14 protein-coding genes are annotated in these 14081 nt (G+C 62.2%); 8 read left to right on the plus strand and 6 right to left on the minus strand.

What is annotated here, in order from left to right; genetic code table 11:
- Positions 1 to 178 precede the first annotated feature (178 nt).
- The 8 genes from ACM6G4_RS15655 (at position 179) to ACM6G4_RS15690 (ending at position 8230) form a co-directional block, all read left to right on the plus strand.
- Complete coding sequence (locus ACM6G4_RS15655) at positions 179 to 1699, plus strand: aldehyde dehydrogenase family protein (protein WP_056727788.1); 1521 nt, start codon at positions 179 to 181, stop codon at positions 1697 to 1699.
- A 258-nt stretch (positions 1700 to 1957) separates the two neighbouring features.
- Positions 1958 to 2029, plus strand: coding sequence for a pyrroloquinoline quinone precursor peptide PqqA (gene pqqA / locus ACM6G4_RS15660; protein WP_003253598.1), 72 nt, complete (start codon positions 1958 to 1960; stop codon positions 2027 to 2029).
- Between the two features lie 55 nt (positions 2030 to 2084).
- Complete coding sequence (pqqB, locus tag ACM6G4_RS15665; protein ID WP_414914053.1) at positions 2085 to 2999, plus strand: pyrroloquinoline quinone biosynthesis protein PqqB; 915 nt, start codon at positions 2085 to 2087, stop codon at positions 2997 to 2999.
- Positions 3000 to 3074: 75 nt separating this feature from the next.
- Positions 3075 to 3827, plus strand: coding sequence for a pyrroloquinoline-quinone synthase PqqC (gene pqqC, locus ACM6G4_RS15670; protein ID WP_056727785.1), 753 nt, complete (start codon positions 3075 to 3077; stop codon positions 3825 to 3827).
- Positions 3824 to 4096, plus strand: coding sequence for a pyrroloquinoline quinone biosynthesis peptide chaperone PqqD (gene pqqD / locus ACM6G4_RS15675; RefSeq protein ID WP_414914054.1), 273 nt, complete (start codon positions 3824 to 3826; stop codon positions 4094 to 4096). The genes pqqC and pqqD overlap by 4 nt, the downstream gene beginning before the upstream one ends.
- Positions 4074 to 5216, plus strand: coding sequence for a pyrroloquinoline quinone biosynthesis protein PqqE (gene pqqE / locus ACM6G4_RS15680; RefSeq protein ID WP_056727781.1), 1143 nt, complete (start codon positions 4074 to 4076; stop codon positions 5214 to 5216). Before pqqD ends, pqqE begins: the two co-directional genes overlap by 23 nt.
- A gap of 130 nt (positions 5217 to 5346) precedes the next feature.
- Positions 5347 to 6510, plus strand: a complete 1164-nt coding sequence (ercA, locus tag ACM6G4_RS15685; RefSeq protein ID WP_056727778.1) for an alcohol dehydrogenase-like regulatory protein ErcA — start codon at positions 5347 to 5349, stop codon at positions 6508 to 6510.
- Positions 6494 to 8230 carry a NahK/ErcS family hybrid sensor histidine kinase/response regulator gene (locus ACM6G4_RS15690; protein WP_414914055.1) on the plus strand — a complete coding sequence of 579 codons (1737 nt, stop codon included), beginning with the start codon at positions 6494 to 6496 and terminating at the stop codon, positions 8228 to 8230. Before ercA ends, ACM6G4_RS15690 begins: the two co-directional genes overlap by 17 nt.
- On the opposite strand, the gene ACM6G4_RS15695 is transcribed toward ACM6G4_RS15690, so the two are convergent.
- The 6 genes from ACM6G4_RS15695 to ACM6G4_RS15720 all read right to left on the minus strand — a co-directional run bounded on the left by ACM6G4_RS15695 (position 8206) and on the right by ACM6G4_RS15720 (position 13897).
- Complete coding sequence (locus ACM6G4_RS15695; protein WP_414914056.1) at positions 8206 to 9090, minus strand: aldose 1-epimerase; 885 nt, start codon at positions 9088 to 9090, stop codon at positions 8206 to 8208. The two genes, ACM6G4_RS15690 and ACM6G4_RS15695, sit on opposite strands and share 25 nt — an antisense overlap.
- A 109-nt stretch (positions 9091 to 9199) precedes the next feature.
- Positions 9200 to 10480 (minus strand): TRAP transporter large permease, encoded by a 1281-nt coding sequence (locus ACM6G4_RS15700; RefSeq protein ID WP_409078769.1) that lies wholly within the window; start codon positions 10478 to 10480, stop codon positions 9200 to 9202.
- The gene (locus tag ACM6G4_RS15705; RefSeq protein ID WP_409078770.1) at positions 10481 to 11008 is read right to left on the minus strand and encodes a TRAP transporter small permease; all 528 of its coding nucleotides are present in this window, start codon (positions 11006 to 11008) and stop codon (positions 10481 to 10483) included.
- Between the two features lie 78 nt (positions 11009 to 11086).
- On the minus strand, positions 11087 to 12058 hold the full coding sequence (locus tag ACM6G4_RS15710; protein WP_056727766.1) for a TRAP transporter substrate-binding protein: 972 nt from the start codon (positions 12056 to 12058) through the stop codon (positions 11087 to 11089).
- A gap of 77 nt (positions 12059 to 12135) precedes the next feature.
- Complete coding sequence (locus ACM6G4_RS15715) at positions 12136 to 13023, minus strand: SMP-30/gluconolactonase/LRE family protein (RefSeq protein WP_414914057.1); 888 nt, start codon at positions 13021 to 13023, stop codon at positions 12136 to 12138.
- Between the two features lie 49 nt (positions 13024 to 13072).
- A complete protein-coding gene (locus ACM6G4_RS15720) occupies positions 13073 to 13897 on the minus strand; it encodes an NAD-dependent epimerase/dehydratase family protein (RefSeq protein WP_409078772.1) in 825 nt (274 codons plus the stop codon).
- Positions 13898 to 14081 lie beyond the last annotated feature (184 nt).

Below are 14081 nucleotides of genomic sequence, written 5' to 3' on the forward strand. Positions count from 1 at the left end.
GCAGCCGAGCTGGAGCAAGCTCCCTCGCCACAAAAGCCTACTGATACCGCAGCGCCTTCTACTACCAAATAACGAGAGCCCCTCCTGCCAACGATGCATTCGTCTGGCACGCGGGGCTCTCTAGTATCGGTTCATCGCCTGTCAGTACGACAGGCATCGACCCAGACAGAGGCCCACCATGATCTACGCACAACCCGGAACCCCAGGCGCCGTCATTACCTTCAAGCCGCGCTACGGCAACTTCATCGGTGGCGAGTTTGTTGCCCCGATCAATGGCGAGTACTTCACCAACACCTCGCCGGTCAACGGTGAAGTGATCGCCGAATTCCCGCGCTCCAGCGCCGCCGACATCGACAAGGCTCTCGACGCTGCCCATGCCGCTGCCGACGCCTGGGGCAAAACCTCGGCCCAGGACCGCTCCCTGGTGCTGCTGAAAATCGCCGACCGCATCGAGCAGAACCTGGAAGTGCTGGCCGTCACCGAAACCTGGGACAACGGCAAGGCCGTGCGCGAAACCCTGAACGCCGACGTGCCGCTGGCGGCCGACCACTTCCGTTACTTCGCCGGCTGCATCCGCGCCCAGGAAGGCGGGGCTGCGGAGATCAACGAGCTGACCACGGCCTATCACTTCCATGAACCCCTGGGCGTGGTCGGGCAGATCATTCCGTGGAACTTCCCGCTGCTGATGGCCGCCTGGAAACTCGCCCCGGCCCTGGCCGCCGGCAACTGCATCGTGCTCAAGCCTGCCGAGCAAACGCCGCTGTCGATCATGGTCTTCGCCGAGCTGATCGCCGACCTGCTGCCGGCGGGCGTGCTGAACATCGTCCAGGGCTTCGGTCGCGAAGCCGGCGAGGCCCTGGCCACCAGCAAGCGCATCGCCAAGATCGCCTTCACCGGATCGACCCCGGTGGGCGCGCACATCATGCATTGCGCCGCCGAGAACATCATCCCGAGCACCGTCGAGCTGGGAGGCAAGTCGCCGAACATCTTCTTCGAAGACATCATGAACGCGGAACCCGAGTTCATCGAAAAAGCCGCCGAAGGCCTGGTGCTGGCGTTCTTCAACCAGGGCGAAGTCTGCACCTGCCCGTCCCGGGCGCTGGTCCAGGAGTCGATCTACGAGCCGTTCATGGCCGAGGTGATGAAGAAAATCGTCAAGATCAAGCGTGGTAACCCGCTGGACACCGAGACCATGGTCGGCGCCCAGGCGTCCGAGCAGCAATACGACAAGATTCTCTCGTACCTGACCATTGCCCAGGAGGAGGGCGCCGAGCTGCTCACCGGCGGCGCGGCCGAACGTCTGGAGGGCGACCTGTCCAGCGGTTACTACATCCAGCCGACCCTGCTCAAGGGTCACAACAAGATGCGTGTGTTCCAGGAAGAAATCTTCGGCCCGGTGGTGGGGATCACTACCTTCAAGGACGAAGCCGAAGCCCTGGCCATTGCCAACGACAGCGAGTTCGGCCTCGGTGCCGGCCTGTGGACCCGCGACATCAACCGCGCCTACCGCATGGGCCGGGCGATCAAGGCCGGGCGCGTGTGGACCAACTGCTACCACCTGTACCCGGCGCACGCGGCGTTCGGTGGCTACAAGAAGTCCGGCGTCGGTCGGGAAAACCACAAGATGATGCTCGATCATTACCAGCAGACCAAAAACCTGCTGGTGAGCTACGACATCAATCCGCTGGGGTTCTTTTGATCCCTCAAGAACGACATTGAACCTGTGGGAGCGGGCTTGCTCGCGAAAGCGGAGTGTCATCCAGCAGAGATGTTGACTGGCACACCGCTTTCGCGAGCAAGCCCGCTCCCACATGGGTATGTGGGGAATTGGAAATTTGTGTCTCACCCCCTACCAAATCACCCCCGAACCTCCTTCGAAAGTAGCATTCGGGCCCTCGTCGCCCCGTGCATTAATGGCTCTACCGGAATCACCCGGGCACAAGAAGAGGAATGACCCATGTGGACTAAACCCGCGTTTACCGATCTGCGCATTGGCTTCGAAGTGACGATGTATTTCGCCAACCGTTGATTGATCACCCGGCCAGCCGATGCGTTGGCCGGGCCTGCCTTCTGGAGCATCCGCCATGCACATCCGCGTTCTCGGTTCCGCCGCTGGCGGTGGTTTCCCCCAGTGGAATTGCAACTGCCGCCAGTGCGCCGGGGTGCGCAATGGCAGCCTGCGGGCACAGCGCCGTACGCAGTCGTCGATTGCCCTGAGTGACGACGGTGTCGAGTGGGTGCTGTGTAACGCGTCACCGGACATTCGCGCGCAATTCGAGAGTTTTGCGCCGTTGCAACCGGCGCGGCGCCTGCGTGACAGCGCCATCGCCGGCATCGTGCTGCTGGACAGCCAGATTGACCATTGCACCGGTTTGCTCAGCCTGCGTGAAGGTTGCCCGCATGACGTGTGGTGCACCGAGCGCGTGCACCAGGACCTGAGCAGCGGTTTCCCGTTGTTCAACATGCTCGGACACTGGAACGGCGGATTGCACTGGCAACCGGTCGGCCTCGATCGCCAGCCATTCAGCATCGCGGCCTGCGGGCATCTGCAATTTCGCGCGGTTCCCCTGGTGAGCAACGCGCCGCCGTATTCGCCCAATCGCGGCAATCCGCAACCGGGCGACACCATTGGCTTGTTCATTGAAGACCTGCGCAACGGCGCATCGCTGTTCTATGCCCCGGGCCTTGGTCGAATCGACGATGAAGTGCTGGGCTGGATGCAGCGCGCCGATTGCCTGCTGCTGGACGGCACAATGTGGCGCGACGACGAGATGCGTATTTGCGAAGTCGGCCAGAGCCTGGGCAGCGAAATGGGGCACCTCCCGCAAAGCGGCCCCGGCGGGATGCTTGAAGTGCTGGAGGGGTTCAACCGCCAGCGCAAGGTGCTGATCCACATCAACAACACCAATCCCATTCTCGATGAAGACTCGGCCGAGCGGGCGCTGCTGGAGAGGCGGGGTATTGAAGTGGCTTATGACGGCATGAGTATTGAGCTGTAGCGGCTGGCCCCTTCGCGAGCAAGTCGGATCGCGAAGAGGCCAGTACAGGCACCGCAGAAGTTCCCGGAGAACAAAATGACTGACACCCCCATGTCCCCCACAGAATTCGAAGCCGCCCTGCGCGCCAAGGGCGCCTACTACCACATCCACCATCCCTTCCACCAAGCCATGTACGCCGGCCGCGCCAGCCGCGAGCAGATCCAGGGCTGGGTCGCCAATCGCTTCTACTATCAGATCAACATCCCCCTGAAGGACGCCGCGATTCTCGCCAACTGCCCGGACCGCGACGTGCGCCGGGAATGGCTGCAACGGATCCTCGACCACGATGGTGTCCCCGGCAGCGAGGGCGGCATCGAAGCCTGGCTACGCCTGGGCGAAGCGGTGGGGCTGGATCGCGAGCAGATCCTCTCCCAGGAACGGGTGCTGCCCGGCGTGCGTTTCGCGGTGGACGCCTACGTCAATTTCGCCCGTCGCGCGTGCTGGCAGGAAGCGGCCAGCAGTTCGCTGACCGAACTCTTTGCCCCCCAGATCCATCAGTCGCGACTCGACGCCTGGCCGACCCACTACCCATGGATCGACGCTGCTGGCTACGACTATTTCCGCACGCGCCTGAGCCAGGCGCGGCGCGATGTCGAGCATGGCTTGCGCGTCACCCTGGCGCACTACGTGACGGCCGAGGGGCAACAACGCATGCTGCAGATTCTGCAATTCAAGCTCGACGTGCTGTGGAGCATGCTCGATGCCATGAGCATGGCCTACGAGCTTGCGCGCCCGCCGTATCACACGGTTACCGATAACAAAGTCTGGCACCGGGGGATCGCCCTGTGAGCCTGATCAATCGCCAACAGTCACCGGCCTTGCGTCGCGGTTTTCGTCTGCAATGGGAGCCCCGTCAGGACTGCCACGTGCTGCTGTACCCCGAAGGCATGATCAAGCTCAATGCCAGTGCCGGACAGATTCTCGACCTGGTGGATGGCCAGCGCAGCGTGGCGGCGATCATCGAGCGATTGAGCGCGAATTTTCCCGGCGTACCGGGGGTCGACGAAGACGTGCTGGCGTTTCTGGAGGTGGCCCATGCGCAATTCTGGATCGAGTGAGACGCTGCCCGGACCGCCGTTGTGGCTGCTCGCCGAGCTGACCTACCGCTGTCCGCTGCAGTGCCCCTATTGCTCCAACCCGCTGGATTTTGCCCGGCACGGCGAGGAACTGAGCACGGAGGAATGGATTCGTGTATTCCGTGAAGCGCGGGACATGGGCGCCGCGCAATTGGGCTTTTCCGGTGGCGAGCCGCTGGTACGCCAGGACCTCGCCGAACTGATCAAGGCCGCCCGGGACATGGGCTACTACACCAACCTGATCACCTCCGGCATCGGCCTGACCGAGCAGAAGGTGCGTGACTTCAAGGTGGCCGGGCTGGACCATATCCAGATCAGCTTCCAGGCCGCCGACGAGGCGGTGAACAACATGCTCGCCGGTTCGCGCAAGGCCTTCGCCCAGAAACTCGCCATGGCCCGTGCGGTGAAAGCCCAGGGTTATCCGATGGTGCTGAACTTCGTCACCCATCGGCACAACATCGACCGGATCGCGCAGATCATCGAACTGTGCCTGGAGCTGGAAGCGGACTTCGTCGAATTGGCCACCTGCCAGTTCTATGGCTGGGCCGAACTGAATCGCGTCGGCCTGTTGCCCACCCGCGAGCAATTGCAGCGTGCCGAGCGCATCACCAACGAGTACCGCCAACGCCTTGAAGCCCAGGGCCACCCGTGCAAGCTGATCTTCGTCACCCCGGACTACTACGAAGAGCGTCCCAAGACCTGCATGAACGGCTGGGCCAACCTGTTTCTCGACATCACTCCCGACGGCACGGCCTTGCCTTGCCACAGCGCCCGGCAGTTACCGGTGCAGTTTCCCAATGTGCGCGAGCACAGCCTCTCGCACATCTGGAACGACTCGTTCGGCTTCAATCGTTTTCGCGGCGATGACTGGATGAAGGAGCCATGCCGCTCCTGCGATGAAAAGCACAAGGACCTGGGCGGGTGTCGCTGCCAGGCTTTCATGCTGACCGGCGATGCCAGCAATGCCGACCCGGTGTGCAGCAAGTCTGCGCACCACGGCGTGATCCTCAAGGCCCGGGAGGAAGCGCAGGCACCGGGGTTGGGGATCGAACACCTCACGTTGCGTAATGCGAAGGCTTCGCAGCTGATCTATCGCGGATAGTTCTAGCGCCGCAGATCCCCTGTGGGATCTGTTACAGCCCGGACAGCGCTGTTCTTTGGTCTGATTGCATTCACAGCTGGATGGTTTAGTGTGGTTTCTACCTTCCAAAACAATAAAAACAGGCTTTCCAATGAGCCAGAGTCTCAACCAGCTGCGTAAGTTCGTTTCACCTGAAATCATCTTCGGTGCCGGTAGCCGGCACAGTGTTGGCAATTACGCCAAGACCTTTGGCGCACGCAAGGTCCTGGTGGTCAGTGATCCCGGCGTGATTGCCGCTGGCTGGGTCGCCGATGTCGAAGCCAGCCTGCAAGCCCTGGGTATCGAGTATTGCCTTTACAGTGATGTCTCGCCCAACCCTCGGGTCGAAGAGGTAATGCTCGGTGCCGAGATGTACCGGGAAAACCACTGCGACGTGATCGTCGCCGTCGGTGGTGGCAGCCCGATGGACTGCGGCAAAGGCATCGGTATCGTCGTTGCCCATGGCCGCAGCATTCTCGATTTCGAGGGTGTGGACACCATCCGCGTGCCCAGCCCGCCGCTGATCCTGATTCCGACCACCGCCGGCACCTCGGCGGACGTCTCGCAGTTCGTGATCATTTCCAACCAGCAGGAACGCATGAAGTTCTCCATCGTCAGCAAGGCGGTGGTACCGGACGTTTCGCTGATCGACCCGGAAACCACCCTGAGCATGGACCCGTTCCTGTCGGCCTGTACCGGCATTGACGCGTTGGTGCATGCCATCGAAGCCTTCGTGTCCACCGGCCACGGGCCGCTGACCGACCCCCATGCGCTGGAGGCGATGCGCCTGATCAATGGCAACCTGGTGCAAATGATCGCCAACCCGACGGACATCGCCCTGCGCGAGAAGATCATGCTCGGCAGCATGCAGGCCGGGCTGGCGTTCTCCAACGCCATCCTTGGTGCCGTGCATGCCATGTCCCACAGCCTCGGCGGCTTTCTCGACCTGCCCCACGGCCTGTGCAACGCGGTCCTTGTCGAGCACGTGGTGGCCTTCAATTACAACTCGGCGCCAGACCGCTTCAAGGTGATCGCCGAGACGTTGGGCATCGACTGCCGAGGCCTGAATCACCGGCAGATCTGCGGGCGCCTGGTCGAACACCTGATCGCCCTCAAGCACGCCATCGGCTTTCACGAAACCCTTGGTTTGCATGGCGTCAGGACCTCGGATATTCCGTTCCTGTCGCAGCATGCGATGCACGACCCGTGCATCCTGACCAACCCGCGCGAATCCAGCCAGCGTGATGTCGAGGTCGTCTATGGCGAAGCCCTCTGACGAGCAACAACGGGCCCTGGCCGGGCTGCTGGGGCTGGGCAGCCACTCGGCGCGCAAGAGTCATTACCCGGAACTGGCCGCGCGCCTGGATGATCTGGAAGCCGAGCGTAACCGCTACAAGTGGCTGTTCGAAAACGCGGTGCACGGGATCTTCCAGGCCAGCCTGCACGACGGCATGCGCGCCGCCAACCCGGCACTGGCACGCATGCTCGGTTACCAGGACCCGCAGGAGGTGCTGTTCTCCCTGACTGACCTGGGCAGCACCCTGTTCGTCGACGGCGCGCAGGAGCTGGAAAGCATTGGCGAAATCCTCCGGCACCAGCGCAGCCTGCACGGCTATGAAACCCGTTTGCGGCGCAAGGACGGCAGTCACCTGGATGTATTGATGAACCTGCTGCTCAAGCCCGGCCAGGAAGGCCTGGTGGAAGGGTTCGTCTCCGATATCACCGAGCGCAAACTGGCCCAGCGACGCCTGCAGCAACTCAATGACGAACTGGAGCAGCGCGTCGTCGCGCGCACCGATGAATTGCTCGAGGCCAACCGTAACCTTCAGCAGCAGATCACCCAGCGTAAACAGATCGCCAAGGCCTTGCGCGACGCCCGCGATGCCGCCGAGGCCGCCAATCACAGCAAGGACAAATACCTCGCCGCCGCCAGCCACGACCTGCTGCAACCGCTGAACGCCGCGCGGTTGCTGATCTCGACCTTGCGTGAACGCAAATTGCCGGAAGCCGAACAGGTGCTGGTGGAGCGCACTCACCAGGCCCTGGAAGGGGCCGAAGACCTGCTGACGGATCTGCTCGACATTTCCCGGCTCGACCAGGCCGCGGTCAAGCCGGACGTTGCGTTGTACCGCCTCGACGAACTGCTCGGGCCGCTGGTGTCGGAGTTCCAGTCTGTCACCCAGGCGGCCGGCTTGAACCTGCGGGTGCGCATGGCCGATTACGCCATCAGTACCGACTTGCGCCTGATGACGCGGATCCTGCGCAACTTCCTCAGCAATGCCTGCCGCTACACCGATGAAGGCAGCATCCTGCTGGCGGCAAGGCGTCGGGGCGAGATGTTGCGCCTGGAGGTCTGGGACACCGGGCGTGGCATCGCCGCCGACCGGCTCGATTCGATCTTCCTCGAGTTCAACCAGCTGGACGTCGGCCGCGCCGCCGACCGCAAGGGCGTGGGCCTGGGGCTGGCGATTGTCGAGCGCATCGCCAAGATCCTTGGCTACAGGATCGGCGTGTACTCGTTACCGGGGCGGGGTTCGATGTTCAGCATCGAGGTGCCGATATCCGACGAGGTTCCGCTGCCCGTGAGCCAGGCGGTGCCACAACCGGGCACCGGCAACCCGCTGCCGGGCCGCCGTTTACTGGTGATCGACAACGAAGTGAGCATTCTCGACAGCATGAGCGCGTTGCTCGGGCAGTGGGGCTGCGACGTCCTGGTCGCCACCGATGAAGAGGCTGCGCTGGCGGCGCTGCGCGGGCAGGCGCCGGAACTGATTCTGGCGGACTATCACCTCGATCACGGGGTGGTCGGCTGTGATGTGGTGCGACATTTGCGCGAGCATTTTCACCAGGACATTCCCGCGGTGATCATTACCGCCGACCGCACCGACCATTGTCGGCGTGCGTTGCAGCGACTCAACGCACCCTTGCTGAACAAACCGGTGAAGCCCGGCAAGTTGCGAGCGGTGTTGAGTCAATTGTTGGGGGCATCTGCCTGAAGCGGCCGGTACTGCAGGGTGAAGCCCAGTTCGGTGGATTGACCCTGTTCCAGCAAACGCAACCCTGGCCGGCCGGGCAGGTGGTGCGCGTTGACCGGGTGGCTCACCGGTTCGATGCAGAAAAACCCCAGGCCCACAGGGCAGTAGAGCAGGTAGTAGTCGCTGCCGGTGGCCTGGCAGTCGAGCGCGTAACCAAGATCCGCTTGCTCGATCAGGCAGTGGCCGTTCCATTCGCAGAAACTGTTGTCCACCAGGGATTGTGGCAATGCCTTCAGTTGCTGGAAATCCCACTCGACCGGCAATGCGCCGAGTTCGGTCGGCAGTTTTGCCCCGTCGCACAACCACACATGCCGGGCGGGCGCCTGTAGGCGGGTGTTCGGTGTGCGCGGCAGGTACGGATGCAGTCCCAGGCCATGCCACGCAGCGTGTTCAGCCAGGTGCGTGACGTGCAGTTCGATGCTCAGCTTGCCCGCGCTCAAATGGAAACGTTGCCGGGCGCGATAAGCGAAGGGGGTTGTGCTGTCGAGTTGCAGGAGCACTTCATTTTTCGACCGCGAAACCACGTCCCACGCCTGCTGCCAGGCGCTGCCGTGAATCGGCAGGGGATCGGTGAGGCTGTTGGGCGCCAGTGCCAGCCAGCCATCGGGGCAATCGAAACCGCCATCGGCGATACGGTTGGACCAGGGGATCAAGGGAAAACAGCCGAGCTTGCCGGGCAGGCCGGTGTTCAGGGCATGAGCATCAGCGTGTCGCAACAAGGGCTGGCCAGTGCTGCGCACGGTCCAGTTGACGAGGCTGGCGCCGAGTTCCGGGGCGAGGGTGAGGTGGGTGAATTCGTCTTCGAGTTGCAGAAGGTTCATGGTTTATCGATTCGCGTTCAATGGTGGAAAAGATCGCAGCCTGCGGCAGCTCCTACAGGAAACCGTGTCCGACGCAGGAGCTGCCGAAGGCTGTGATCTTTTTAAGGGTTTACAACACCAAATGCGGCAACCACAGCGACAGTGCCGGAATGTAGGTCACGGCCAACAGCACCAGGAACAGCACGCCGTAGAACGGCAGCAGGGCTTTGACGGTGGATTCAATGCTGACTTTACCCACGGCTGACCCCACAAAGAGTACCGCACCCACCGGCGGTGTAATCAAGCCAATGCCCAGGTTCACCAGCATGATCATGCCGAACTGCACCGGATCCACGCCTATGCCGAGGATCACCGGCATCAGGATCGGCGTGAGAATCAGGATCAACGGCGCCATGTCCATGACCGTACCGAGCAACAGCAGCATGACGTTGATGCACATCAGGATCACGTAGCGGTTGTCCGACAGGGTCAGGAACAGCGTGGTGATCTTCGCCGGGATCTGCATCAGGGTCATGATGTAGCCGAAGCTGGCGGCGAAACCGATCAGGATCATCACGATCGAAATCGTGCGCACGGTGCGGTGCATCAGTTTGGGCAGTTCGCTCCATTTGTAGTCGCGGTAGATGAACATGGTCACGAAGAACGACCACAGCACGGCAATCGCCGCCGACTCGGTGGCGGTGAAAATACCCGACAGGATGCCGCCGAGGATGATCACCATCGCCATCAGGCCCCACAACGCTTCGCCGCAGATCTTCAGCGCTTCGCGCATCGGGATGACTTCGCCTTTCGGGTAGTCGCGCTTCTTGGCGAAGATCAGGCACAGCACCATCAGGCACGCGCTCATCAACAGGCCCGGCACCACACCGGCCATGAACAGCGAGGCAATCGACACCGTGCCGCCGGCGGCCAGGGAGTAGAGCACCGAGTTGTGGCTGGGCGGTGTCAGCAGCGCTTGCACCGAACCGCTGACGGTCACTGCCGTGGCGAATTCCCGGGGATAACCACGGCGTTCCATTTCCGGAATCAGCACCGAACCGACCGAGGCGGTGTCCGCCACCGAGGAGCCGGAGATCGCGCCAAAGAAGGTCGAGGCCATGATATTGACCAGCGACAAGCCGCCACGCACGAAGCCCACCAGCACCCCGGCGAACGCCACCAGGCGCCGGGACATGCCGCCCTCGGCCATGATCGCGCCCGCCAGGACGAAGAACGGAATCGCCAGCAGGGAGAACTTGTTCACGCCCCCGGCCACCTGGATCATCAGGGCCTGGAACGGGATGTCGATCCACCACGCGCCGATCAGTGCGGCAAACCCCAGGGCGTAGGCGACCGGCATGCCGATCAGGATCAACGCGATAAAACTGCCCAACAGAATTAAAGCGTCCATTCAGGCAGCCCCTTCGTTTTCTTCAACGAGGTCGAAACGCACGACCCGACGGTTGCTCTGGTCACCGAGCAAGAGTTTTTCCAGGACAAACACCAGCGTCAGCACGCCGCCAATCGGAATCGGCATGTAGGTGATGCCCACGCGCAGGGTCGGCAGGGCGCTCATGAACTGGTTCCAGGTGGACATGCACAGCTTGCTGCCCCAGATGGCCATGAACAGGCAGATGGTTGCCATCAACAGTTGCGCGGCAATGGCCGCGGCCTTGCGCAGGTTCGGCGCAAGGCGATCGGTGAGCATCGCCACCGCCATGTGCGAACCGGACCGGTAGCTGGCGGCGGCGCCGATGAAGGTGAACACCATCATCAGCAGGATGGCGGTGGGCTCCGGCCAGCTGGAGCCGGTACCGAGCACGTAACGGGCAAAAACGCCCCAGGGGATCATCAGGGAAATGGCCAGGACCGACAGGCCGGCAACCCAGATGCAGGCCATGTAAATCCTGTCGTTGATACGCAGCAGCAGATTCTTCATCGGGTTCCACCGTAACCGGGCGCGCACTGACGTACACCAACGTCAGCGGCGCCGGGCCTTTCTTGAATGCAGGGAGGGTTACTGAACGGCTTCGATGCGCTTGATCAGGTCGGCGTAGGGCGCGCCGTATTTCTCGCGGATCGAGGCGGTGGCCTCGTAGAAAGGTTTCTTGTCGACGGTGATGAACTCGACGCCGGCGGCCTTGAGTTTCTCTTCGCTGCTGGCCGATTTCGCATCCCACAGGGTGCGTTCCTGGGCCTGGGCCGCCTTGGCGGTTTTCTTCACCAGGGCCTGCTGCTCGGGGGTGAGCTTTTCCCAGGTGATTTTTGACATGACGATCGGCTCGGGCAGGATCAGGTGGCCGGTCAGGCTGTAGTACTTGGCGTTCTGGTAGTGGTTGTGTTCGAGCAGGGTCGGCGGGTTGTTTTCCGCGCCGTCGATCACGCCGGTCTGCAGGGCGCTGAAGATTTCGCCGGTGTCCATCGCGATACCGTTGCCGCCCATGGCGTTGATGGTTTCGATGAACATCGGATTGCCTTGCACGCGGATCTTCATGCCCTTGAGGTCTTCAAGGCTGCGTACCGGTTTCTTGGTGTAGAGGTTGCGCGTACCGCCGTCCATCCAGGCCAGGGCGACCAGGTTGAATTCGGAGTTGGTGATCTTGTCGAGGATTTCATCGCCCACCGCACCGTCGATGACCTTGCGCATATGCGCCTGGTCACGGAACACGAACGGCATGTTGAACACGTTCACGTCCGGCACCACCGGCCCGACGATGCCGAGGCTGACCCGGGCCATCTGCACGGCACCGACCTGGGCCTGTTCGACCACTTCTTTTTCCGAGCCGAGCACGCCACCGGCGAACATCTTGAAGGTCAGCGCGCCATTGCTGTCGGCCACCAGGGTTTTGCCCAGTTGCTCTTCAGCCACCACGGTCGGGTAACCGGCGGGGTGGATGTCGGCGAATTTGATTTCCAGTGCCTGGGTGGCACTGCTGAGGGAGAAGGCTAATGGAAGTGCAGCGGCGAGCAAGGTGCGTTTGAAGTCCATGGGGGTGTCTCCAGTTTTATTGTTTTTTTTTATTCAAGGCACAGCGATGCAGCGGGAGCGCTTTTCTTTCGAGAAGGTCAGTCGTTGAACAGGGGTTCGGGTAAGCCTTTTACTCCGGGGGCTAGGGCGAACACGCCACCGGCCAGTGATTGCCGGTCATGGTCGTCGCCGGGGCGGATCGAGGTCACGAACAGTGTGTCCAGTCGAGGGCCACCGAAGGCGCACATGGTGGGTTTTTTCACCGGTACGGCGAGGGAACGGTCAAGTCGGCCATCGGGGGTAAAACGGTGGATCAAGCCAGCGTCGTTGGCGCAAATCCAGTAGCAGCCATCGGCGTCGACCGCTGCGCCGTCGGGGCGACCTTCATACTGGTTCATGTCCACGAACACGCGGCGATTCGAAGGCGTACCGGTGTCGATGTCATAGTCGAAGGCCCAGATCTGCTGGACCTGAGGGTGAGAGTCGGACAGGTACAGGGTGCGTCCGTCCGGGCTGAAGCCCAGGCCGTTGGGCACGATGAAACCGCTCAGTCGCGCGTCGAGTGACCCGGGTTGCCCGGCGCTGTAGCGATACAACGCCCCCTCGGCAGCGTTGGCGCCCATGTTCAGCACCATGCTGCCGGCCCAAAAACGTCCCTGACGGTCACAGCGGCCGTCGTTCAAACGCATGTCGGTGCGGGCATGCTCGACCTGGGCCAGCGGTTCACTGTCGAGGCTGCCGTCGTGGCGCGGATGCAGGCGGAAGAACCCGCTCTCCATGCCGGCGACCCAGCCGCCGTCCCGGTGACGGGCGATGCAAGCGAGCATCTGCGGGGTTTTCCAGGCATCCACTTGCCCGGTGTCGGCACTCCAGCGCTGTAAACCGCCAGCGGGAATATCGACCCAGTACAGCGCGTTTTCCTCAGGCACCCAGACCGGGCTTTCACCGACCGCGTTGCGGGCGTCGACAATCAGTTCAGCTTGCATGGCAACTCATTCCCTTGGTTTTTGTCGGGGGCAAGCAACGCGCGAAGGCTCAGTCACCGAAAGGCCCGGCTGCGCAGAAGGCGCCGCCCTGATAGAGCCGCGCCGGGTCATCGGCGGCGGGCATCGGCTGGGCTTCGACTTTTTCGCGGAACACTTCGGAGCTGTCCTGCGGGGCAAAACCCAGGGCCGTGGCATAACGGTTGTCCCACCAGATCTCCTTGTTGTCGGACATGCCATAGACCACGGTGTGGCCGACATTCGGGGTGTACAGGGCGCGCTCGAGCAGTTGGGTCAGGTCGCCGAAGCTCAGCCAGGTGCTCATCATCCGGCGGTTGTGCGGTTCCGGGAACGACGAGCCGATACGCACGCTGACGGTCTCGATGCCATAGCGGTCGAAGTAGAAGGTGGCCATGTCTTCGCCGTAGGACTTGGACAAGCCGTAGTAACTGTCCGGGCGGCGAGGGGAGTGGGCATCGATGACTTCGTCCTGGCTGTAGAAACCGATCACGTGGTTGGAGCTGGCGAAGATCACTCGTTTCACACCGTGGCGGCGCGCGGCTTCGTAAATGTGGAACACGCCGCAGATGTTGGCGCCGAGGATCTCTTCGAACGAGCGCTCGGTCGACACCCCGCCGAAGTGCAGGATCGCATCCACGCCTTCGACCAGTTGATGCACGGCTTGCTTGTCGGCCAGATCACACGGCACGACTTCTTCTCGGTCATCGATGGCTGGCGCAATGTCGGCGATGTCCGACAGGCGAATCACATTGGCGTAGGGGCGCAGGCTTTCGCGCAGGACTTTCCCTAGGCCACCGGCGGCGCCGGTCAGCAGCAGGCGATTGAAAGGGATGCGGGCGGTTGTGGTGGTCGTCATGGGAATCCTGGACAAACAGTTGTTGTTATTGGTTCGTTGTAGGTTGTCGTATGACTGTGCTGAGTATCATTAGGGTTTCCGGCTCTTGTCAACGCGACATTGGTTGAAAATGACGGAGGGTCGTTTCCTTTGGCTGAACCAAGCCGCACGCACTGAAATACCATCCACAGGGGGGTTACAGCAG

The organism is Pseudomonas sp. IT-P258 (assembly GCF_949767825.1).
Lineage (GTDB): Bacteria > Pseudomonadota > Gammaproteobacteria > Pseudomonadales > Pseudomonadaceae > Aquipseudomonas > Aquipseudomonas monachiensis.

Bases quoted from the DNA above. Each gene is read 5' to 3' on its own strand.
- ercA (WP_056727778.1), top strand. From the start codon at position 5,347: ATGAGCCAGAGTCTCAACCAGCTGCGTAAGTTCGTTTCACCTGAAATC.
- pqqE (WP_056727781.1), top strand. From the start codon at position 4,074: ATGCGCAATTCTGGATCGAGTGAGACGCTGCCCGGACCGCCGTTGTGG.
- ACM6G4_RS15710 (WP_056727766.1), bottom strand. From the start codon at position 12,058: ATGGACTTCAAACGCACCTTGCTCGCCGCTGCACTTCCATTAGCCTTC.
- pqqC (WP_056727785.1), top strand. From the start codon at position 3,075: ATGACTGACACCCCCATGTCCCCCACAGAATTCGAAGCCGCCCTGCGC.
- ACM6G4_RS15720 (WP_409078772.1), bottom strand. From the start codon at position 13,897: ATGACGACCACCACAACCGCCCGCATCCCTTTCAATCGCCTGCTGCTG.
- ACM6G4_RS15690 (WP_414914055.1), top strand. From the start codon at position 6,494: ATGGCGAAGCCCTCTGACGAGCAACAACGGGCCCTGGCCGGGCTGCTG.
- pqqB (WP_414914053.1), top strand. From the start codon at position 2,085: ATGCACATCCGCGTTCTCGGTTCCGCCGCTGGCGGTGGTTTCCCCCAG.
- ACM6G4_RS15700 (WP_409078769.1), bottom strand. From the start codon at position 10,480: ATGGACGCTTTAATTCTGTTGGGCAGTTTTATCGCGTTGATCCTGATC.
- ACM6G4_RS15655 (WP_056727788.1), top strand. From the start codon at position 179: ATGATCTACGCACAACCCGGAACCCCAGGCGCCGTCATTACCTTCAAG.
- ACM6G4_RS15705 (WP_409078770.1), bottom strand. From the start codon at position 11,008: ATGAAGAATCTGCTGCTGCGTATCAACGACAGGATTTACATGGCCTGC.
- ACM6G4_RS15715 (WP_414914057.1), bottom strand. From the start codon at position 13,023: ATGCAAGCTGAACTGATTGTCGACGCCCGCAACGCGGTCGGTGAAAGC.
- ACM6G4_RS15695 (WP_414914056.1), bottom strand. From the start codon at position 9,090: ATGAACCTTCTGCAACTCGAAGACGAATTCACCCACCTCACCCTCGCC.